Raw genomic sequence first — 23,870 nt, forward strand, 5'->3', positions numbered from 1 at the left:
CTCCCGGTTTTCGGAACGGGAAGCCGGTCCCGTGGTGCCCGATGCCCCGGCCCGGTGACGTTCTCCGCGCTTTTACCCGCCCGTAGTAGGCCCTGGACGCCGCACCGGCACAGCCGGCTTCGTCCTGCCCTCTTCGTCCCCCCGAAAGCTCTCCCCAAAGGTGTGTCCCGGCATGCGCGAAAACGGCTCTGTCTCCCCGGAATCCGCTCCCGAAGAGTTCTTCGGGACGACCGCAGCCCAGCAGGGCGTCTGGTACGGGCAACTGGTCGACCCCGACAGTCCGAAATACAACATCGGTGAATGCTTCGAGATCCGGGGCGACCTGGACGAGGCGCTATTCGCCGCCGCGGTCGACCGGGCCTGCGCGCTGTGCGACAGCCTCAACCTCGAGTTCGTCACGGAGGGCGACACCCTCCTCCAGCGCGTCGTCCGCGAGCCCGGCGCCCGCCGGCTCCGGATCGTGGACGTGTCCGGGGCCGCCGACCCCGCCGCCGAGGTCGAACGCTACCTCGCGACCGACATGGCCACGCCCGACAGCCTGCACCGCCCCCGCCACCACATGGCCCTGCTCCGCGCCGGCGACGGGCTCTCCTACTGGTACGTCCGCTTCCACCACATAGCCGTCGACGGCCTCGGCGGCGCCGTCTTCACCCGCGCCGTGGCCGACCTCTACGGACGCGCGGTGCGGGGCGAGGACCTCGCGGAGGCCACGCTGCCCGCCGCGCCCCTGCGCGAACTCGTCGCGGACGAGACGGCCTACCTGGAATCCGGCCGCCACGAGGCCGACCGCGCCTACTGGACCGCCAGGTTCGCCGGCCCCGCTGCCGAAACCGGGGACGACGACACGCACGGCGGCCGGACGCTCGTCCGCCGCCGCACCGACCTCCCCGCGCCGGCCGGCTCCGGCACACCGACCGCCACCGGCTCAGCCGGCATCCGGCTGCACAACGGCGAATCGCTGTCCGCCGAGGTCTTCGAGGACCTGCGCCGGCTCGCCGCCGCCCACCGCACCACCTGGAGCGCCGTCCTGGTCGCCGCGGTCGCGGCGTACACCGCCCGGGTCACCGGCACCCGCGAGGTCACCGTGGGCCTCGCCTCCAACGGCCGGCACGGCGGGCTGCGGCACATCGTCGGCATGACCGCCAACATCCTCCCGCTGCGCCTGACCCCCACCGGCACCATGTCCGTCGGCGACCTCGTCCGCGCGGCGGCGGCCGAGATGCGCGGCGCCCTGCGCCACCGCCGCTTCTCGCGCGAACAGCTCGCCCGCGAACTGCACACGGGCGACGACGCGGCCCGCCTCACCGGCATCGTCGTCAACATCATGGGCTACGACTACGACCGGGACTTCGCCGGAATCCCGGCACCGTCCCGGGTGCTGTCGGTCGGCCAGGTGGACGACGTGTCCCTCTTCGTCTCCGAACGGGCCGAGGGCAAGGGGCCGTTGATCGGCTTCGACGCCCGGCCCGACCTCTACCGCGCCGAGGACGTGCGACTGCACGAACAGGCCGTCGTGTCCTTCGTCTCCGCCCTGGCCGCCGCCGACCCCGGACTGCCCCTGCGCGACCTACCGCTCGTGGACGAAGCCACCGCGCCCGCCCTGCGCGCCCAGGGGCTCGGCGCGGACCTGCCCGGGAAGGCCCTCGCGCGGACCCTGCCGGAGGCGTTCCGGGACCAGGCGCGCCGGACCCCGGACGCCCCGGCCGTCGTGGACGGGGAGCGCACCCTCTCGTACCGGCAGCTGGACCGGGCGGCCGACGGTCTCGCGAGCGCGCTGACCGGCCGGGGCATCGGCGCCGAGGACGGCGTCGGGGTGCTCCTGGGACGCTCGGCCGCCGTGCCCGCCGCCACCCTCGCGACCGTCGCCGCGGGCGCCGCCTACGTCCCGATGGACGCGTCCTGGCCCGCCGAACGGCTGGGCCGCGTCGCCGAGTCCGCCCGTGTCCGCGCCCTGATCGCCGACGAGAGGACCGCCCGCGAACCCTGGGTCCGCGAGGCGGCCGCGCATCTGCCGCTCCTCGTGGTGGACGGGTGCGGCCGGGTGATCGACGGTGCGCCGGAACGGCACGGACCGCTGCCCCGCATCAGCAGACCCGACCGGCTCGCGTACGTCATGTTCACCTCCGGCTCCACCGGCCTGCCCAAGGGTGTCGGCGTCACCCATGCCGACGTGCTGGCCCTCGCCGCCGACAGCACCTGGACCGACGGAGTGTCCGACGCGGTCCTCATGCACTCCGCGTACGTCTTCGACGCCTCCACCTTCGAGCTCTGGGTGCCGCTCCTGAACGGTGGCCGGGTGGTCGTCGCCCCGGGCGGCGTCCTGGAGGCGCGCACCGTCCGCGAGGCGGTGGAACGGCACGGCGCCACCGCGCTGTTCCTCACGACCGCCCTGTTCAACGTGATGGCCGAGGCGGACCCGGCGGTCTTCGCCGGGCTCCGCGTGGTCGCCGCCGGCGGCGAGGCCGCGACCCCCGACCTCATGCAACGGGTGGCCGCCGCCTCGCCCCGCACACGCGTCCTGCACGTGTACGGCCCCACCGAGACCACCACCTTCGCCACCCGCCACCCCGTCACCGCCGAAACACCCGGAGTGCCGGCCATCGGACGCCCGCTGGACGGCATGGGCCTGTACGTCCTCGACGGCACCCTGGCCCTGGTGCCGCCCGGCGTGGTGGGGGAGCTGTACGTCAGCGGGCACGGCGTCGCCCGGGGCTACCAGGGCCGCCCCGCACTCACCGCCACCCGCTTCGTCGCCGACCCGTACGGGGGGCCCGGCAGCCGGATGTACCGCACCGGCGACCTCGTGCGCTGGACCGCCGCGGGCGACATCGAGTACGTCGGGCGCGCCGACGGCCAGGTCAAACTGCGCGGCTTCCGCATCGAACCGGCCGAGACCGAGCACGCCCTGCTCACCGACCCGGACGTGCGCGGCGCCTGCGTCGTCGTCCGCGAGGACACCCCGGGCGACCGCCGGCTCGTCGCCTACGTGGTGCCCGCACCCGGAGCCCCCACGGACACCGCCGCACTGGCCCGCCGCGTCGGGCGCACGCTGCCCGCGTACATGGTGCCGTCGGCCTTCGTCGTCCTGGACGCCCTGCCCCTCAACCCGAACGGCAAGGTCGACCGCCGCGCGCTTCCCGCGCCCCGGACGGCCACCGGCACCGGCCGGGCGCCGCGCACCGCGTACGAGGAAGTGCTCGCCGGGCTCTTCGCCGACGTCCTGGGCGTGGACGCGGTCGGGGTGGACGACAGCTTCTTCGCCCTCGGCGGCCACTCGCTGCTCGCCACCCGGCTCACCGGCCGGGTCAGGGCCGCCCTCGGCGTCGAACTCGCCCTGGCCACGCTCTTCGACCACCCCACGGTCGCCGCCCTGGCCGCCGCCCTGGACACCGCGGGCGCCGCCCGCCCCGTCCTCGTACCACAGACCCGGCCCGAGGAGCTGCCGCTGTCCTTCGCGCAGCAGCGCCTCTGGTTCCTCAACCGGTCCGAGGCGCTTGGCGACACCTACAACGTGCCGCTCGTCCTGGAGCTGGACGGCCCCCTGGACACCGAGGCGCTGCGCGGCGCCCTGGCCGACGTGGCCGTCCGGCACGAGAGCCTGCGCACCACGTTCACCGAGCGCGACGGCGTCCCCCGCCAGCTGGTCATCGCGGCGGAGGCCGCCGCCGCCCTCGTCCCCCTCACCGTCGAACAGCCCCCGGCGGGCGGGGAAGCGGACGCCTGGGAGGCGGAGACGGTACGCCGGCTGAGCACCACACCCTTCGACCTGGGCCGCGACCCCGCCCTCCGTGCCCATCTGCTCCGGCACGGGCCCGCCCGGCACCTCCTGGTCCTCGTCCTGCACCACATCGTCGCCGACGGCTGGTCCCTCGCACCGCTGTGCCGCGACCTCTCCGCCGCCTACCTGGCCAGGACCGAGGGCAATGACAGCCCCGACTGGGCGCCGCTGCGCGTGCAGTACGCCGACTACACCCTCTGGCAGCACCAACTGCTCGGCGACGACAGCGATCCGGACAGCCTCGCCGCCCGGCAGACCGCCTTCTGGCAGGAGGCGCTGCGCGGCGCCCCCGGCCTGCTCGCGCTGCCCCTCGACCGGCCGCGCCCCGCCGTGCCCAGCCACCGGGGCGCGTCCGTCCCCTTCGACCTGCCCGCCCCGGCGCACGCCGCCCTCGTCCGGCTCGCCCGCACCGCCGGGTGCACACCGTTCATGGTGCTCCAGGCGGCCCTCGCCGTGACGCTCGGCGCCCATGGCGCGGGCGACGACATCCCGCTGGGCACCGCGGTGGCCGGACGCACCGACGAGGTCCTCGACGAGCTGGTCGGCTTTTTCGTCAACACCGTCGTCCTGCGCACCGACCTCTCCGGCGGGCCGACGTTCCGCGAACTCCTCGACCGAGTGAAGCAGTCCGACATCGCCGCCTTCGGCCACAGCGACCTGCCCTTCGAACGGATCGTGGAGGCCGTCAACCCGGAGCGGTCCGGCGACCACCACCCCCTCTTCCAGACGATGCTGGTCCTCCAGAACCAGGACCGGGCCGAACCGGAACTGCCCGGCATCACCGTCCGCGACCGGTCCCGCCACCAGGGGGGCAGCAAATTCGACCTCACGTTCTCGCTGACCGAAGCGGATGAGGGGCCGGAGGACCCCGGGGGCATCGGCGGCTATCTGGAGTACGCCACCGACCTCTTCGACGGCGCCACCGCCCGCGCCCTCTGCGCCCGCTTCGCCCGCGTCCTCACCCAGGCCGTCACCGACCCCGGCCGCCCCATCGGCGACCTGGACCCCCTCACCCCGGCCGAGCGGGACGACCTCCTCGCCCGGGGACGCGGTGAACTCCGGCCCCTGCCGGTGCTCACCGCTCCCGAAGCGGTCCGGGAACAGGCCCTGCGTACGCCGGAAGCCGTCGCCGTGCGCGACGCGCACACCCACCTCACCTATGCCGGACTGGACGCCCGGGCCGACGCCCTCGCCCAGGCGCTGCGTGAGCGCGGTGCGGGCCGGGAGACTCGGGTCGCCATCGCCGCGCCGCCCTCCGTGCACACCGTCGTCGCGATGCTGGCCGTGCTGCGGTCCGGTGCCGCGTACCTGCCGGTCGACCCGGCCTACCCGCACGCCCGCATCCGGCACATGCTGGACGACGCCCGTCCCGTCCTCGTCCTCACCGCCGGGGACGTGCCCACCGGCGACATCCCCCGGCTCGCCGTCGACGCCCCGTATCAGCCCGCGACCCCGCCCCCGTACACACCGCACCCGGCGGATCCCGCGTACGTCATCCACACCTCCGGGTCAACCGGCCGTCCCAAGGGAGTGGTCGTCACCCATGGCGCGCTTGCCAACCACATGGCCTGGATGGCGCGGCATCTGACGATCGGCCGGCACGACCGGGTCCTCGCGAGGACGTCCGCCAGCTTCGACGCCTCCGTGTGGGAGGTGTGGCTGCCCCTGATGTACGGCGCCGAGGTGTGCGTGCTGCCGTCCGGAGCCAATACGGAGCCGGACGCGCTGGTCTCCTGGATGAGCCGATTCGGCGTCACCGTCGCCCAGTTCGTGCCCTCCCACCTCACCCTCGTCCTGTCCGAGGCGGGCCACGCCGCACCCCTGCCCGGTCTGCGCGCCGTGCTGTGCGGCGGCGAGCCCCTGCCGCGCGCCCTCGCCGAGGAGACGGCCGCGCTGTGGCGTGCGGAGGTGCACAACCTCTACGGGCCGACCGAGGCCACCATCGACGCGACCGCCCACCGCGTCCCCGCCGCGCCGGACACCCCGTACGAGACGGTGCCGATCGGCCGGCCCGTCGACACCATGCGCGCCTACGTCCTGGACCACCGGCTGCGGCCCGTGCCGCCCGGGGTCACCGGTGAGCTCTACCTGTCGGGCCCCAACCTCGCCCGCGGCTACCTGGACCGGCCCGCGCTGACCGCCGCCCGCTTCGTCGCCGACCCCTTCGGCGGCACCGGCGCCCGCATGTACCGGACCGGCGACCTGGTCCGGTGGAACGCGGCCGGGCTGCTCGACCACGTGTCCCGCGCCGACGACCAGGTCAAGCTGCGGGGCTTCCGCATCGAACCCGGCGAGATCGAGGCCGCCCTGCTCGCCCGCCCCGGGGTCACCGCTGCCTGCGCGGTGATCCGCGAGGACGCGCCGGGGGAGCGCCGGCTCGTCGCCTACGCCGTCACCACGGACCGGGGCCCCCGCCCGGCCGCCCTGCGCGACGCCCTCGCGGAGGCGCTTCCGCACTACATGGTGCCCGCCGCGGTCGTCGTCCTGGACGACCTGCCGCTTCTGCCCAACGGCAAGACGGACCGGCGCGCCCTGCCCCGGCCGGAGGAGGAGGCGGGGGACGGCGCCGGCGTGCTCGGCCCCCGCGAGGACCTGCTCGCCGGCATCTTCGCCGAGGTGCTGGGCCGCCCCGCTGTCGGACCGCACGACAGCTTCTTCGACCTGGGCGGGCACTCGCTCCTCGCGATGCGCGTCGTCAGCCGGGTCCGCACGGTCCTCGGCGCCGACCTCGCCGTACGCACCCTGTTCGAGCACCCGACCGTCACCGGGCTCGCCCGGGCCCTGGACACCCGGGGGCACTCCCGCCCGCCGGTACTGTCCGTGGCCGAGCGGCCCGATCCGCTGCCCCTGTCGTACGCGCAGCAACGGCTCTGGTTCCTGAACCGGCTCGAAGGCCCCAGCTCCTCGTACCACATCCCGCTGGTCCTCGACATCGACGGGCCGCTGGACACCGACGCCCTGCGCGCCGCACTCCGGGACGTCGTGGAGCGGCACGAGGCGCTGCGCACGGTCTTCCCCGAACGGGACGGAGTGCCGTACCAGTTGGTGCTGCCCGCCGATGCCGTCGCGCCCCGGCTGCCCGTCGAGAGCACCGCCCCGGCCTGGCTGGACGCGGCCGTCGCGGCCGCCGTGGACGAGCCGATCGACGTGGCCGGCGATCCGCCGCTCAGGGCCAGGCTGCTGCGCACCGCGCCCGGCCGGCACGTCCTCGTGCTGGTCCTGCACCACATCGCGGGCGACGGCTGGTCGCTCGCCCCGCTCGCCCGCCACCTGGGCGACGCCTACCGGGCCCGCCTCGCCGGCCGGGAGCCCGAGCCCGGCGGCGGAATCCAGTACGCGGACTACACCCTGTGGCAGCAGACCGTCCTGGGCGCCCCGGACGCCCCAGGCAGTGTGCTGCGCGAACAGCTGGACCACTGGCACACCGCGCTCGCCGGACTGCCCGGGCTCATCGACCTGCCGCTTGACCGCCCGCGCCCGGTCACCACCGACCCCTCGGGAGGCGTGCACTCCTTCGACGTACCGCCCGCCCTGCACGCCGCACTCCTGCGCGTCGCCAGGGAATCGGGCACCACGCTGTTCATGGTGCTCCAGGGGGCCGTCGCCACGCTGCTGCACCGGCACGGCGCGGGCGACGACATCCCCCTCGGCACACCCGTCGCGGGCCGCACCGACGAGGCGCTGGAAGACCTGGTCGGGTTCTTCGTCAACACCCTCGTCCTGCGCACCGACCTGTCCGGCGCGCCCACCTTCCATGAACTCCTGGAACGCGTACGGGAGTTCGACCTCGCGGCCTACGCGCACCAGGACGTGCCGTTCGAGCGGCTGGTCGAGAGCGTCAACCCGGTCAGGGCCCGCAACCACCACCCGCTGTTCCAGACCATGCTGGTCCTCCAGAACCAGGACGCCGTACGCCCCGAACTGCCGGGACTCGACGTCGAGGACCGGCTCGTCCACAACGGCCTGAGCAAATTCGACCTGACCTTCGCCTTCGGCGAGGAGCGGGGCGCGGGCGGACTCACCGCCGGGATCGAGTACGCCGCCGCCCTCTTCGACCACGCCACCGTCGAGGCCCTGGCGGCACGCTTGCTGCGGCTCCTGGAACAGGTGGCGGCCGACCCCGCCCTGCCCCTCGCGGACTACGACCTGCTGACCCCGGACGAACGGACCCGCACCGCCCACCGGGGCACCGGCCGCGAACTGCCCGCCCCCGCACCGGACACCACCCTGCCCGCGCTCTTCGCCGCGCAGGCCCGCCGCACCCCGGACGCCGTGGCCGTGACCGGCGACGGCACCACCCTCACGTACACCGCCCTCGACACCGTCTCCGCCGGGCTGGCCCGCGCTCTCGCCGGTCTCGGCGCGGGCCCGGAGACCGGTGTCGGCGTGCTGCTCTCCCGGTCGCCGGCCGTCGTCTCCGCATCGCTCGGCGCGGTGCGCGCCGCCGCCGCGTACGTGCCGATGGACGCGCGCTGGCCCCGGGAACGGCTCGACCAGGTCGCCGACGTGGCGGACGTACGGGTCCTCGTCGTGGACGAGCAGGCCGCCGCGTCCGCCTGGGTGACCGAGACCGCCCGCCGCATCCCGGTCCTCGTCGTGGACCGCACCGGACACGTCCTGCGCGGCGCGCCCCCGGCACCCGGCAGGCCCGCCGCCGTGCCCGGCCCGGACGCGCTCGCGTACGTCATGTTCACCTCCGGCTCGACCGGACTGCCCAAGGGCGTCGGGGTCAGCCACGCCGACGTGGCGGCGCTGGCCGAGGACTCCGCCTGGCACGGCGGCGCGGCCGACGCGGTCCTCATGCACTCGGCGTACGTCTTCGACGCGTCCACCTTCGAGATGTGGGCGCCGCTCCTGCGCGGCGGCACGGTCGTGGTCGCACCCGAAGGCGTCCTGGAGGCCGGGACCCTCCGCGACGCCGTCCTCGAACAGGGCGTCACCGCAGTGTTCCTGACGACCGCTCTGCTCAACGTGATCGCCGACACCGACCCCGGCGCCTTCGCCGGACTCCGCCTCGTCTGCGCGGGCGGCGAACTCGCCTCGCCCGACGCCATGCAGCGGGTCGCCGGCGCCGCGCCCGGTGTCCGCGTCCTGCACGTCTACGGCCCCACCGAGACCACCACCTTCGCCACCCGCTACGACGTCGCCGCCGACCTCCCGGCGGGCCCGCCGCCCATCGGCCGCCCCCTGGACGGCATGCGGCTGTACGTGCTCGACGGCTCGCTGGGCCCGGTCCCGGCTGGCGTCACCGGTGAGCTGTACCTCGCCGGACGCGGCGTCGCCCGCGGCTACACCGGCCTGCCCGCCCTGACCGCCACCCGGTTCGTCGCCGACCCGTTCGACCCGGACGGCGGGCGCATGTACCGCACCGGCGACCTCGTGAAGTGGACCCCGGACGGGCAGATCGCCTACGTCTCCCGAGCCGACAGCCAGGTCAAGCTGCGCGGCTACCGCATCGAACCCGGCGAGATCGAGTCCGTCCTCGCCTGCTGCGACGGGGTCGCCGACTCCTTCACCGTCGTACGCGAGGACGTGCCGGGGGACCGGCGGCTCGTCGCGTACGTGGTGCCCGCAGGGACCCTCCGCCCCGCCCCGGCCGACCTCGCCGAGGCCGTCGGCCGGTCCCTGCCCGCCTACATGGTGCCCTCCGCGTTCGTCCTGATCGACGCCCTGCCGCTGACCGTCAACGGCAAGGTGGACCGGCGCGCCCTGCCCGCGCCCGACCAGCACGCCGCGCCACGGGGGCGCGCGGCCCGCACCGCGCGCGAGGAGATCGTCTGCGGGCTCGTCGCCGACGTTCTCGGCCTCCCGGCCGTGGGCGCCGACGACGACTTCTTCGCCCTGGGCGGCCACTCCCTGCTCGCCACCCGGCTCGTCGCCCGCATCCGGACCGCGCTCGCCGTCGAGGTCCAGGTCAAGGCGGTCTTCGAGCACCCCACGCCCGCCGCGCTCGCCGCCGCACTCGACGGTGCCGGAGCCGCCGCCCCGCCCCTGGTGCGCACCCCGCACCGGCCCGACCCGCTTCCGCTGTCCTTCGCGCAGCAGCGCCTGTGGTTCCTCAACCGGTTCGAGGGCCCCAGCCCCACCTACAACGTGCCGCTGGTGCTGCGTCTGGAAGGACCGCTCGACGCCCCGGCCCTGGAACGCGCCCTCCTGGACGTCGTGGAACGGCACGAGAGCCTGCGCACCGTCTTCCCCGAGACCGGCGGCGTGCCCCGTCAGCTCGTCCTCGCCGCCGACCACGCCGACCTGGACCTGACCCCCCGCGCCGTCCGCCCGGACGACCTGGACCAGGCGCTGGCCGCCGAGGTCTCGCACGCCTTCGACGTCACCGCGGACCTGCCCGTGCGGGCCCGGCTGCTCGGCCTGGGCGCCGAGTCCCACGTACTCGTCCTCCTCGTCCACCACATCGCGGGCGACGGCTGGTCACTCGCCCCGCTGGCCCGCGACCTCGGCGACGCCTACCGCCGCCGCAGCCGGGGCGAGGCACCCGAACCGCCGGAACTCCGCGTCCAGTACGCCGACTACACCCTCTGGCAGCGCACCCTCCTCGGCGACGAGAACGACGCGGACAGCCGGGCCGCCCGGCAGCTGGACTTCTGGCGCACCGCGCTGGCCGGCAGCCCCGGCCTGCTCGCCCTGCCCCTGGACCGGCCGCGCCCCGCCGTCCTCACCTACCGGGGCGACGCCTTCACGTTCCCCGTGGACGCGGACACGCACCGGGCGCTCGCCGAGCTGGCCCGCGCCCGGGGATGCAGCCTGTTCATGGTGCTCCAGGCGGCCCTGTCCGTCCTGCTCTCCCGGCACGGCGCGGGTGAGGACATCCCCCTCGGCACCGCCGTCGCCGGACGCACCGACGAGGCCCTGGACGATCTGGTGGGCTTCTTCGTCAACACCCTCGTCCTGCGCACCGACCTCACCGGCGACCCCACCTTCACCGAAGTGCTCGACCGGGTCCGGGCGTTCGACCTGGCCGCCTACGCCCACCAGGACCTGCCGTTCGAACGGCTGGTGGACGCCCTCGCCCCGGCCCGGGCGCAGGACCACCACCCGCTCTTCCAGACCATGATCGTCCTTCAGAACCAGGCGGACACCGCTCTCGGCCTGGACGGCCTCACCGTGACCGAGCAGCCCGTGCGGACCGGGATCAGCAAGTTCGACCTCACGTTCACCTTCACGGAGACCCGCGACGGGGCGGGCCGGCCCACCGGGCTCGACGGGAACCTGGAGTTCTCCACCGACCTGTTCGACCCCGCCACCGCGCACGCCCTCGCCGCGCGCCTGACCCGCCTGCTCGCCTCGCTCGCCGCCGACCCCGAAGGGCGCGTCCGCACCGCCGCGTTCCTGGACGCCGCCGAGCGCGCCGCGCTGGACCGGGCCACCCCGGGGCCCGTCCGCCCGGTCCACGCCAGGACCGCCCCCGAGGCGTTCCGCGCCCAGGCCGCCCGGACCCCCGGACGGATCGCGGTCCGGGCCGGCTCCCAGCAGCTCACCTTCGCCGACCTCGACGCCCGCTCCGACGACCTGGCCCACCACCTCCACGACCGGGGCATCGGCCGCGGCGACCTCGTCGCCCTGGCCGCCGAAGGCACCGCCGACCGGGTCGTCGCGATGCTCGCCGTCGCCAAGGCCGGGGCCGCCTGCCTGCCCGTCGACCTGGACTATCCCGAGGCCCGCGTCACCCACATGCTCGACGACGCCCGCCCGGCCCTGTTCCTCGTCCACGACGCGGCGCGGGCCGCCCGGTTCACGGCCTTGCCCCGCCTCGCGCTCGGCGACCGGTCCGCCTGGCCGGCCGGACGCGGGGCGCCACCGGCCGCCGCCGCGCCGGGCCCGGACGACGCCGCTTACGTCATCTACACCTCCGGCTCCACCGGCCGCCCCAAGGGCGTCGTCGTCACCCATGGGGCGCTCACCAACCACATGGCCTGGATGGCCGCCCACCTCACCCTCACCGACGACGACCGCGTCCTCGCCCGCACCTCACCCAGCTTCGACGCCTCGGTCTGGGAGACCTGGCTGCCCCTGCTGCACGGCGGCGCCACCTGCCCCGTACCGGCCGCGCTCAACCACGACCCGGCCGGGCTGCTGGCCCGGATGCGCGACGAGGGCGTCACCCTCGCCCAGTTCGTGCCCTCCCACCTCGCGCTCCTGCTCACCGAGACCGGGGCCGAGGCGGCGCCCCCGGCGCTGCGGGCCGTCGCCTGCGGCGGCGAGCCCCTGACCCGCGCCCTGGCGGCCCGGGCCGGCCGGGCCTGGGGCGCCGAGGTGCACAACCTCTACGGCCCGACCGAGACCACCATCGACGCCACCGCCCACCACGTCCGCCCCGAGGACGCGGGCGAGGACGGCGGCATCCCGCTCGGCCGCCCCGTCGACAACACCCGCGCCTACGTCCTGGACGCCGCGCTCCAGCCCGTACCGGCGGGTGTCACCGGCGAACTCCACCTCGCGGGAGACGGCCTCGCCCGCGGCTACCTCGGCCGCCCCGGGCTCACCGCCACCCGCTTCGTCGCCGACCCCTTCGGCCCGGCCGGCAGCCGCATGTACCGCACGGGCGACCTCGTCCGGCGCGACGCCGACGGGCTCCTGCACTACGTCGCCCGCGCCGACGACCAGGTCAAACTCAACGGCTTCCGCGTCGAACCCGGCGAGATCGAGGCCGCCCTCACCGCCCTCGACGGCATCACCGCCGCCTGCGCCCTCGTCCGCGAGGACCGGCCCGGCGAACGCCGCCTCGTCGCGTACACCGTGGGCGCCCGCCCCACCGACGCCGAACTGCGCACCCGGCTCACCACGGCCCTGCCGCCGTACATGGTGCCCGCCGCCTTCGTGGCCCTGGACGCGCTGCCGCTCCTGCCCAACGGCAAGACGGACCGCGCGGCCCTCCCGGAACCGGAGCGCCCGGACACCACCCGGCCGGGCCGGGAGCCGCGCACCGCGCCCGAACGCGTCCTGTGCGAGGCGTACGCCTCCGTACTGCGCACCACCGCCGTCCGGACCGACGACGACTTCTTCGCGCTCGGCGGCGACAGCATCCTCTCCATCCAGCTCGTCAGCCGCGTCCGGGCAGCCGGGCTCGCCGTCACCCCCCGGGACGTCTTCGTCCACCGCACCCCGGAGGCCATCGCGGCCGTCGCCACACCGCTGGACGGCGCCACCGGCGAACCGGACGGCCACGGCACCGGCACCATGGAACCGACACCCATCGCCGCCTGGTTCCTCGAACGCGCCGGCACCACCGACGGCTACAACCAGTCCGGTGTGCTGAGCACCCCCGCCGGAGCCCGCGAGGACACCCTCGTCGCCGCGCTCCAGCTCCTCGCCGACCACCACGACATGCTCCGCCTGCGCGTCACCCGCACCGCCGGGGGAGACCCCGTACTCGAAACGCTGCCGCCCGGCGCCGTCACGGCCCGGCGCCGCTTCACCCGTATCGACATCGCCGGACTCGGCGCCGACGCCGCCCGGGCAGCGCTCACCGACGCGGGCGAACGGGCCCGCAGGCGCCTGCGGCCCTCCGCCGGAGCCGTCTTCGAGGCCGTCTGGGGCGACGCGGGGCCCGGAGCGCGCGGACGCCTCCTCCTCGTCGTGCACCACCTCTCCGTCGACGCGGTCTCCTGGCGCATCCTCGCCGACGACCTCGCCCACGCCTGGCAGGTGGCCACCGGCACGGCAACCGCGCTGCCCGCCGCGACCACCTCGTACCGGCGCTGGTCGCAGCTCCTCGCCGAACAGGCCCGCACACCGGCCCGCACCCGCGAACTCCCCCTGTGGGAGGAAGCGCTGCGGACACCGGACCCGCAGCTCGGCTACCGGCCGCTGGATCCCTTCCTGGACACCGCCGACGGCACCCGGACCCTCACCACCCACCTGCCCGCCACCTGGACGAAGCCCCTCCTCACCACCGTCCCCGGCGCGTTCCACGCCGGAGTCGACGACATCCTGCTCACCGCGCTCGCCCTCGCCGTCAACGCCTGGCGGAGCCGTCCGGACACCGGCGTGCTCCTGGACCTGGAGAGCCACGGCAGGGAACAGATCGCGGACCACATCGACCTGTCGCGCACGGTCGGCTGGTTCACCAGCCTCCACCCCGTCCGGGTCGACCCCGGCCCGCTGGACGTCCGCGACCCGGCACGCTTCGGCGCCTCGCTCGTTGAGCGTGCAGTGAAGCGCGTCAAGGAGCAACTGCGCGCCGTCCCCGACCACGGCGTCGGCCACGGCATGCTGCGCCACCTCAACCCCGCCACCGGCCCGCGCCTGGCCGCCGCCGCACCCCAGATCGGCTTCAACTACCTGGGACGGTACGCGGCCCCGGGCCAGGCGGCGGCCGGCGACTGGGAGGTCCTGCTCGACGCCGGCGGACCCCGCAGCCAGGACCCGGACATGCCCGTGCACCACGTCCTCGACATCAACGCGCACACCGAGGACCTGCCGGAAGGCCCGCGCCTGGTGGCCCGCTGGACCTGGCCCAGCGACCTGCTGAAGGAGGAGGACGTGGGCGCACTCGCCGAGGCGTTCAACCGCGCCCTTCGCGCCGTCGCGGAACACGCCGAACAGCCCGGAGCAGGCGGCTACACGCCGTCCGACCTTCCCCTGGTCTCGCTCAACCAGGCCCAGATCGACCGACTGCAGAACAAGTGGGGTGGACGCAAGTGAACGGGTTCCAACTGGAGGACGTACTCCCGCTGACGCCGCTGCAGGCCGGGATGTACTTCCACGCCCTGTACGACTCGCACGCCGTGGACGTCTACACCGCGCAGTTCGTCTTCGACCTCGAAGGACCCGTCGACGTCGCGACCCTGCGCGCCGCCGTCGCCGGCCTGCTCCGCCGCCACGCCAACCTGCGCGTCGGGTTCCTCCACGAGGACCTGGACGAACCCGTGCAGGCGGTCGCCGCCGAGGTCCCCGTACCGCTGGAGGAACTGGACCTGACCGGTGCCGACGAGGTGCCGGACCGGCTCACCGCCTTCCTCGCCGCCGACCGCACCCGCCGCTTCGACCTGGCCACACCGCCCCTGATGCGGTTCACCCTCGTACGGACCGCGCCGGACCGGCACCGCCTGGTCATGACGAGCCATCACATCCTGTTCGACGGCTGGTCGCTGCCCCTGCTCGTACGGGAGCTCTTCGAGCTGTACGCGGCCGGCGGCGACGACAGCGCACTGCCGCGCGTCGCCCCGTACCGCGCCTACCTCGTCTGGCTCTCCCAGCAGGACCGCGCCGCCGCCCTCGACACCTGGTCCGCCGCGCTCGCCGGCATCGAGGCGCCGACCCTCCTCGCGGAGCGGGACGGCCCGGACGGCGCCGCCGAACTGCCCGAGACACTCGTCCTCGACCTGGACGCGGCCGTAACGCACCGGCTGCGCGAGACGGCCCGCGCCCACCGCCTCACCCTCAACACCCTGGTCCAGGGCGCCTGGGGCCTGCTGCTCGGCCACCTCACCGGGCGGTCCGACGTGGTGTTCGGCACCACCGTGTCCGGGCGCCCGCCGGAGCTCCCCGGCGTCGAGTCCATGGTCGGCCTGTTCATCAACACCGTGCCCGTGCGCACCGAACCGGTGACCGGCGAGAGCCTGGCGGAGTTCCTGACCCGGCTCCAGGCCGAGCAGGGCCGGCTCCTCGACAGCCAGCACGTGGGCCTCAGCGACATCCGGGGCGTCACCGGACTGGACGAACTCTTCGACACCCTCGTCGTGTTCGAGAACTACCCGATGGACGCCGAGGCCCTGCGCACCGCCCAGCGCGGACTGCCCGGCCTCGCCGTCACCGGCTTCAGCGGCACCGACGCCGCCCACTACCCGCTCACCCTCACCGTCGCCCCCGGCGACCGCCTGCGGATCACCTTCGGCTACCGGGCCGCCGTGCTCGACCGCCAGGAGGTGGCCCGGACCGTCTCGCGCATGCGGCGGCTCCTGACGGCCATGGCCCAGGACCTCGGCCGGCGCGCCGACACCGCGCCCTTCCTGCTCGACGGCGAACGCGAGGAGCGGATCGCCCGGGGGACCGGCGCCGCGCTCCCCGACGGCACCACGGCCCTGAGCATCCCGGCGGCCGTCGCCGAACGGGCCGCCCGGCAGCCGGACGCGGTGGCCGTCTCCGGCGCCGGCGAACAGCTGACGTACGCGCAGCTCACCGGCCTCGCGGACCTGCTCGCCGCCGCCCTGACCGGCCTCGGGACCGGGGCCGAGGACGGCGTCGGCATCCTCGTCGCCCGCTCCGCCGCCACCGTCACCGCCTCGCTGGCCACCCTGCGCGCGGGCGGGGCCTATGTGCCGCTCGACCCCCGCTGGCCCACCGAACGCCTCAACCGGGTCACCGACGTCGTCCCACTGCGCGTCCTCGTCGTGGACGAGACCACCGCCTCGCTGCCCTGGGTCCGCCAACTCGGCCCGGACACCGCCCTCCTGACCGTCGACCGGGCCGGCCGCGTCCTCACCGGCGGCCCGGCCGTCACCGGCCCGCTCCCCGCCGCACCGGGCGGCGACCGGCTCGCGTACGTCATGTTCACCTCCGGGTCCACCGGACTGCCCAAGGGCGTCGGCGTCAGCCACGGGGACATCGCCGCGCTGGCCGCCCACCACGGCTGGGACGGCGGCGCCGCCGACGCCGTCCTGCTGCACTCCGCGTACGTCTTCGACGCCTCGACCTTCGAGCTCTGGGCCCCGCTCCTGCGCGGCGGGAGCGTCGTCGTCGCACCGGAGGGCCCGCTCCAGCCCGACACCCTGCGGGACCTGGTGGCCCGGCACGGCGTCACGGCCGCCTTCCTGACGACGGCCCTGTTCAACGTCCTGGCCGAGACCGACCCCGGCTCCCTCGGACAACTGCGCCTGGTCGCCGCCGGGGGCGAGGCCGCCGCGCCCGGGGTCATGCAGCGCATCGCCGCAGCCCACCCCGGGACGACCGTGCTGCACGTGTACGGCCCCACCGAGACCACCACCTTCGCCACCGCCCACCACGTCGGCCCCGACCACACCCCGGGCGGCGCCCCGCCCATCGGCCACCCGCTCGACGGCATGCGCGCCTACGTCCTGGACGCCGCCCTGAGCCCCGTGCCGTCCGGCGCCGAGGGCGAGCTGTACCTCGCGGGCCCCGGCGTCGCCCGCGGCTACCTCGGCCGGGCCGCCCTCACCGCGACCCGCTTCGTCGCCGACCCCTTCGCGGGCGACGGGGCCCGCATGTACCGCACCGGAGACCTGGTGCGCCAGGACGCCGACGGCACCGTGCGCTACGTCGCCCGGGCCGACCAGCAGATCAAGCTGCGCGGCCACCGCATCGAACCCGCCGAGATCGAAACGGTCCTGCGCGACCACCCCGCGGTACGCGCCGCCTGCGTCCTCGTACGCGAGGACCTGCCCGGCGACCGCACCCTCACCGCCTACGTCGTCCTCGCGCCCGGTGAGACGCCCGACCCCGGACTGCTCGCCGCCCACGTCGGCCGGCTGTTGCCCGCGTACATGGTCCCGGCCGTCATCCAGCCGCTGGACGTCCTGCCGCTGACGCCCAACGGCAAGATCGACCGGGCCGCCCTGCCCGCGCCCACCGCACCCCGCACGGCGGCCGGGCGGGCACCGCGCAGCGCCATGGAGGAGATCCTGGCCGGGCTGTTCGCGGATGTGCTCGGCGTGGACCGGGTCGGCACCGACGACAGCTTCTTCGCCCTGGGCGGCCACTCGCTGCTCGCCACCCGCCTCGTCGGCCGCATCCGCACCGCCCTGCACACCGAGACCGACATCCGCACGCTGTTCGAGCACCCCACCGTCGCCACGCTCGCCGCCGCCCTGGAAGGCGCCGAGGGCGGCACCCGCCCCGCCCTCGTCCCGCAGCAGCGCCCCGCCGAACTCCCGCTGTCTTACGCCCAGCAGCGGCTCTGGTTCCTGCACCGGCTCGACGGGCCCTCCGCCACGTACAACATCCCGCTCGCCGTGCGCATCGACGGACCGCTCGACGCCGACGCCCTGTGCAGCGCAGTCGCCGATGTCATCACACGGCACACCGCGCTGCGCACCGTCTTCCCCGAGGGGGAGGACGGGCCGTGCCAGCACATCACCGCACCCGGCGACGTCGTCATCCCCTTCGCGATGGAGAGCGTCGAGGAGGCGAAGCTGCGCCACCGCGTCGCGGCCGCCACCGCCGAGGCCATCGACATCGAGCGCAGCCTGCCGCTGCGGGCGACCCTGCTCCGCCTGGCGCCCGACGCCCACCTCCTCGTGCTCGTCGTCCACCACATCGCGGCCGACGGCACCTCGCTGGCGCCACTCGCCCACGACCTCGGCCTCGCCTACCGCGCCCGCGCCCGGGGCGAGGCGCCCAACTGGGCCCCGCTGCCCGTCGACTACGCGGACCACACCCTCTGGCAGCGCGACCTGCTCGGCGACGAGAAGGACCCCGACAGCCTCGTCTGCCGGCAGCTCTCCCACTGGCGGCACGCGCTGGAGGGGCTGCCCGAGGCGATCGAACTGCCCTGGGACCGGCCGCGCCCCGCCACCTCCCGGCACACCGGCGCCACCCTCGGCTTCACCGTGGACCGGGCCACCGCCCGCCATGTCACGGAGCTCGCCCGCACCTGCGGCTCCAGCGCCTTCATGGTCCTCCAGGCCGCCCTGGCGACCGTCCTGTCCCGGCACGGCGGCGGCGAGGACATCCCCCTGGGCACGGCCGTCGCGGGACGCACCGACGAAGCGGCGAACGGTCTCGTCGGCTTCTTCGTCAACACCCTCGTCCTGCGCACCGATCTGAGCGGCGACCCCACCTTCCGCGAACTCCTCGGCCGCGTCCGCGCATTCGACCTCGCCGCCTACTCCCACCAGGACGTACCCTTCGAGCGGCTGGTCGAACTCCTCAACCCGGCACGTGCCCAGAGCCACCACCCGCTCTTCCAGACCATGCTCGTCCTCCAGAACCAGACGTCCGCCGCCCTCGACCTGCCCGGCCTCACCGTCACCGGCGTGCCCGCCGAGGCGGAGGTCAGCAAGTTCGACCTGTCGTTCGCCCTCACCGAGACCTACGACGAAACCGGCGCGCTCGACGGGATGCGGGGCACCGTCGACTACGCCACCGAACTCTTCGACGAGCCCACCGTCCAGGGCCTCGCCGACCGGCTCGTCCGGCTCCTCGGCGCCGTCACCGCCGACCCGGACCGCCCCCTGCACACGTACGACCTGCTCACCCCCGCCGAGCACGGCCGCCTCACCGCCCTCGGCACCGGGCCCGCCGACGACCGGCCCGCCACGACGGTCCCCGCGCTCTTCGAGGAGTGGGCCCGGCGCACCCCCGCCGCCCCGGCCGTCCGCGACGCGCACACCACCCTCACCTACGGCGAACTCGACGCCCGCGCGGGCGCCCTGGCCCGCCACCTCACCGAGCGCGGAGTGGGCCCCGAGGACCGGGTGGCCGTCGCGCTGCCCCGGACGTCCGAGCTCGTCGTGGCCCTCCTCGCCGTCCTCAAGGCGGGCGCCGCCTATCTGCCGCTGGACCCGGACTACCCGGCCCAGCGCCTGTCGTACATGCTGGACGACGCGCGCCCCCGCCTGCTCCTCACCACCCCGGAGCTCCACCGCCGCCTGCCCGGGCACCCGGTGCCGCACCTCTGCACCGACGACCTCGGCGCGAGCGACGCGACAGCCCCTCCGGTCCGCGTCGACCCGGCCAACCCGGCGTACGTCATCTACACCTCGGGGTCCACCGGCCGCCCCAAGGGCGTCGTCGTCACGCACCGGGGCGTGCGCGCCATGGCCAGGACGCAGAGCGAGCGGCTGCGGGTCGGACCGGGCAGCCGGGTGCTGCACATGGCGTCGGTCAGCTTCGACGCCGCGTTCTGGGAGCTGTGCATGGGGCTGCTCACCGGCGCCTGCCTGGAGATCGACACCCGCGACGCCCTGCTGCCGGGACCGGCCCTCGCCGGGCTGGTCCGCGACCGGGGCGTCACCCACCTCACCATTCCGCCCGCCGCCCTCGCCGTGATGCCCCCGGACTCCCTGCCCGCCGGGCTCACCATGGTGCTCGCCGGGGAGGCGTGCCCGCCCGCGCTCGTCCACGCCTGGGCCGGGGGCCGCTTCCTGGTCAACGCCTACGGCCCGACGGAGACCACCGTCTGCGCCACCATGAGCACTTTCCAGCACGCGGAAGGACCCCTCGCCCCCGACCGCACCGTCCCCATCGGCGCCCCCGTCGACGGCACCCGCGTCTACGTCCTGGACGACCGGCTGGTCCCCGTGCCGCCCGGTGTCACCGGTGAGCTGTACGTGGCCGGCGAGGGCGTCGCACGCGGCTACCACGGCCGGGCCGGCCTCACCGCCACCCGCTTCGTCGCCGACCCCTTCGACCGCGCGGGCGGCCGGATGTACCGCACCGGCGACCTGGTGCGGTGGACACCGGACGGGCGCCTGCTCTACGTCTCCCGCGTGGACGACCAGGTCAAGCTGCGCGGCTTCCGCATCGAACTCGGCGAGATCGAGGCCGCGCTCGGCTCGCACCCCCGGGTCGCCGCCGCCTGCGTCGCCGTGCGCGAGGACCGCCCCGGCGACCGGCGCCTCGTCGCCTACACCGTGCCCGCCGCCGACGGGCCCGCCCCCGGCTGGGCCGAACTGCGCGCCCACCTCGCCGCGACGCTGCCCGAACACATGGTGCCCGCCGCCCATGTGAGGCTCGACGCCCTGCCCGTGACGCCCAACGGCAAGACGGACCGGCGCGCGCTGCCCGCCCCGGAGAGCTCGGCGGCGGCCGGCGGGCGGGCCCCGGGCACCGCCCGTGAACGGGAACTCTGCGAGGTGTTCGCGCAGACCCTCGGCGTGCCGGAGGTCGGCGTCACCGACGACTTCTTCGCGCTCGGCGGCCACTCCCTGCTCGCCGTCACGCTGGCCCGCCGGATCGGGGAGCGCTGCGGGGTGCGGCCCTCCCTGCGCGCCCTGTTCGCGACGCCCACCGTCGAGGGCGTCGACCGGCTGCTCGGCCGGGCGCCGGGAGCGGAGGAGCAGGAGGAAGCGGCGGCCCCGGACTTCGCCGCCGAGGTGCGGCTCGCGTCGGACATCACCGCCGGGCGCAGCAGCACCGCCGGGCGCGAGGGCCCGGGGGAGCGCCGCCCCGTACGGCCCTCCGCACGGCCCCTGCTCACGGGTGCCTCCGGCTTCCTCGGCGCGTTCCTGCTGCGCGACCTCATCGAGGCCACGGACGGCCCGGTCGACTGCCTGGTCCGGGCCGCGAGCCCCGACAGCGCGGCCCAGCGGCTCCGGGCCAACCTGGAGCACTACGGCCTGTGGCAGTCCCGGTACGCCGACCTGATCCACCCCGTTCCCGGCGACCTCGCGGCCCCCGGCCTCGGCCTCGACCCCGGTGAACGGACCGCCCTCGTCCGGCGCCTGGGACCCGTGCTGCACAACGGGGCACGCGTCAACTTCGCCGCCCCGTACGGTGATCTGCGCGCGCCCAACGTGGCCGGCACCGAGGAACTGCTGCGCCTCCTCGCGGACTCCGGCTCGCCCGGCCTGCACTACGTCTCCACCACGGGCGTGTACGCCCCGTCGCGCGGGACGGACCCCGCACCGCTCACCGAGTCCTCCCCGACCGGTCCGGCCGACGGCCTGCCGGACGGGTACGCGCAGAGCAAGTGGGTCGCCGAGCAGCTGGTGGGCCTCGCCCGCGAGCGCGGCCTCCCGGTGACCGTGCACCGCCCGGGCCGGATCAGCGGCGACACCGCCACCGGTGCCTGCCAGGACCGGGACCTGCTCTGGCAGCTCATCAAGGGCTGCCTCCAGGCCGGAGCGGTGCCCGACCTGGCGCACGGCACGACGGACTGGGTGCCGGTGGACTACGTCAGCGCCGCCGTGGTGGCCCTCAGCACCGCCGAACGGCCCGGGGCCCCGGCGTACCACTACACCAACCCGGACGCGCCCGGCCTGGACCGCGTCTTCGAGGCGGCGGCCCGCCTCGGATACGAGCTGCGCCCCGTGAAGCCCGAGGAATGGCGGGCATGCGTAGCCGAACACCCCGACAACGCGGCGCAGTTGTTCCTCGGCGACGACGGGTCCGGCGAGCACGGGACGGACCACCGCCGCTTCGACTCCGGGCGCACGGCACGGGCGGCCGCGGAGGCGGGTGTACGCCAACCACTGCTCACCGACGAGGTTCTGACGCGCTATCTGACGTACTTCCAGGTCACGGGCTTCCTGCCGGCCCCCGGAGCGCTTCCCGGAGCGTGAACGATCACCAACCATCAGGTTCCCGGCGATTCGCATACAACCATCCGTGCCCCTCGGAGGTCCCAACAAGTGGGAGCAAAAGACTCCTGGAGCTACAAGGGGGAAATATGCGAAACATCCGTACTCTCGCCACCGCCGGGGCCCTGACCACCCTCGTGGTGGGCGCGACGGCCGCCTTCGGCCCGACCGCGTCGGCCGCGCCCAACACCACCCCGCAGAAGGTCTGCGGCAGCGCGTACAAGACCGTCAACTCCGCCGCCGTGGGCTCCCTCGGCACGGTCTACCTGACGTACAACGCGTCGAACGGCAAGAACTGCGTGGTGACCATCCGGTCCACGCCCGGCGCCGCGAAGGACATGTCGGCGTACCTCTACGTCCCCGACACCGACGCGTCGGCGAGCGACTACGGGAGCTACACGTCGTACGCCGGTCCGGCCTATGCCTACGGCAAGGGCCACTGCGTCAGCTGGGGCGGCCAGATCGCCAACGTGTACGTGTCCGTGGAGAACTCCAACTGCGCCTCGTTCAAGGAGCAGCGGAGCCTCGAAGTCCGCTGATCCGCACCGCTCACCGGGCCCGCCCCCGCATCCCAGCGGGGGCGGGCCCGTCCAATTCCCCGCTTCACGCCTGACGGCCACTCCGTATTCCGTACGCTGCCCGGGACGGACGGACTGCTGAGGGGGAGCCACATGTCGTTGCGCAAGGGTGCCAACACGCCGGTCGCGAGCCCGCTCGTACGGGTGGAGCTCGGCTGGCGCACCGGTCCGGGCGCGCCCGACGTCGACGCGTCGGCGCTGCTGCTGACAGCGGGCGGCAGGGTCCGTTCGGACGACGACTTCGTGTTCTACAACCAGCCCGTCCACCCCCGGGGTGCCGTGCGCCACGAGGGCCGGAGGCAGGACGGCGCCGGGGTGGTCGAGACGATCCAGGTGTCGCTGCCTTCGGTGGAGCAGGACATCGCGACCGTGGTCCTCGCGGCTTCCACGGACGGCACCTTCGGCCGGGTGTCCGGCCTGTACATCCGGGTGCTGGACGCTGCGACCGGTGCCGAGACGGCACGGTTCGACCCCGTGGACGCCACCACCGAGACCGCGTTCGTGCTCGGGGAGCTGTACCGGCGCGACGGCGCGTGGAAGTTCCGCGCCGTCGGCCAGGGTTACGCCTCCGGCCTGGCCGGGCTCGCCACCGACTTCGGTATCACCGTGGACGAGCCCGCGGCCCCCGCGCCGGTCACCGCGCCCGTTCCGCCGCCCGTACGGCTGACGAAGATCACGCTGACCAAGACCGCGCCGTCGGTCTCCCTCACCAAACAGGGAGCGACCTCCGGCGCGATGCGGGTCAACCTCTCCTGGAGCGCCCGCACACCCCCGCGCGGCTGGATGAACAAGGGCCGCGACGCCGTCCGCCTCGAAGACGTCGACCTCGACCTCTCCTGTCTGTGGGAGCTGCAGAACGGGGCGAGCGGGATCGTCCACCCCATCAACAACCAGTTCGGCTCGTACGACGAGCCGCCCTACGTCCTGCTGGACCACGACGACCGGACCGGAGGCAGCGACGAGGGCGAGAACCTGACGATCAACCTCGACCACACCTCCGAGATCAAACGCCTCCTGGTCTTCGTGGCTGTCTACTCCGGCGCGTCCAGCTTCGCCGGCCTGCACGGCGTGGCCACTCTCTACCCGCCCGCCGGACCGCCCATCGAGGTCCAGCTCGACGAGTGCACGGTCCCCGCGCCCGTGGCGGCCATCGCCCTCATCGAGAACATCAACGGCGAGCTCATCGTCCGCCGGGAGGCGAAGTACCTCATCCTCCCGCCCGGCGTCTTCAAGCAGCAGGCCGTCGACCTCGCCTACGACTGGGGCCTGTCCTGGCAGTCGGCCAGCAAGGACTGACCG

General features: G+C 74.9%; 4 protein-coding genes. All 4 read left to right on the forward strand.

Features of this window, described 5'->3' with window-relative positions; translation table 11 throughout:
• Window positions 1-172: 172 nt before the first annotated feature.
• The 4 genes from ACFZAT_RS24570 (at window position 173) to ACFZAT_RS24585 (ending at window position 23,867) form a co-directional block, all read left to right on the forward strand.
• Window positions 173-14,437 (forward strand): amino acid adenylation domain-containing protein, encoded by a 14,265-nt coding sequence (locus ACFZAT_RS24570; protein WP_391267087.1) that lies wholly within the window; start codon window positions 173-175, stop codon window positions 14,435-14,437.
• Window positions 14,434-21,975 carry an amino acid adenylation domain-containing protein gene (locus tag ACFZAT_RS24575; protein ID WP_391267088.1) on the forward strand — a complete coding sequence of 2,514 codons (7,542 nt, stop codon included), beginning with the start codon at window positions 14,434-14,436 and terminating at the stop codon, window positions 21,973-21,975. Before ACFZAT_RS24570 ends, ACFZAT_RS24575 begins: the two co-directional genes overlap by 4 nt.
• Before the next feature lie 107 nt (window positions 21,976-22,082).
• Entirely contained in the window at window positions 22,083-22,532 is a 450-nt protein-coding gene (locus ACFZAT_RS24580) for a spore-associated protein (protein ID WP_391267089.1), read from the forward strand.
• A gap of 132 nt (window positions 22,533-22,664) precedes the next feature.
• Complete coding sequence (locus ACFZAT_RS24585; protein ID WP_391267092.1) at window positions 22,665-23,867, forward strand: TerD family protein; 1,203 nt, start codon at window positions 22,665-22,667, stop codon at window positions 23,865-23,867.
• Window positions 23,868-23,870 lie beyond the last annotated feature (3 nt).

Origin of the sequence: Streptomyces sp. NPDC008163, assembly GCF_042956885.1 — a bacterium.
GTDB lineage: Bacteria > Actinomycetota > Actinomycetes > Streptomycetales > Streptomycetaceae > Streptomyces > Streptomyces drozdowiczii_A.

Excerpts from the sequence above, each read along its gene's own strand:
- ACFZAT_RS24580 (WP_391267089.1), top strand. The coding sequence starts at position 22,083 with ATGCGAAACATCCGTACTCTCGCCACCGCCGGGGCCCTGACCACCCTC.
- ACFZAT_RS24570 (WP_391267087.1), top strand. The coding sequence starts at position 173 with ATGCGCGAAAACGGCTCTGTCTCCCCGGAATCCGCTCCCGAAGAGTTC.
- ACFZAT_RS24585 (WP_391267092.1), top strand. The coding sequence starts at position 22,665 with ATGTCGTTGCGCAAGGGTGCCAACACGCCGGTCGCGAGCCCGCTCGTA.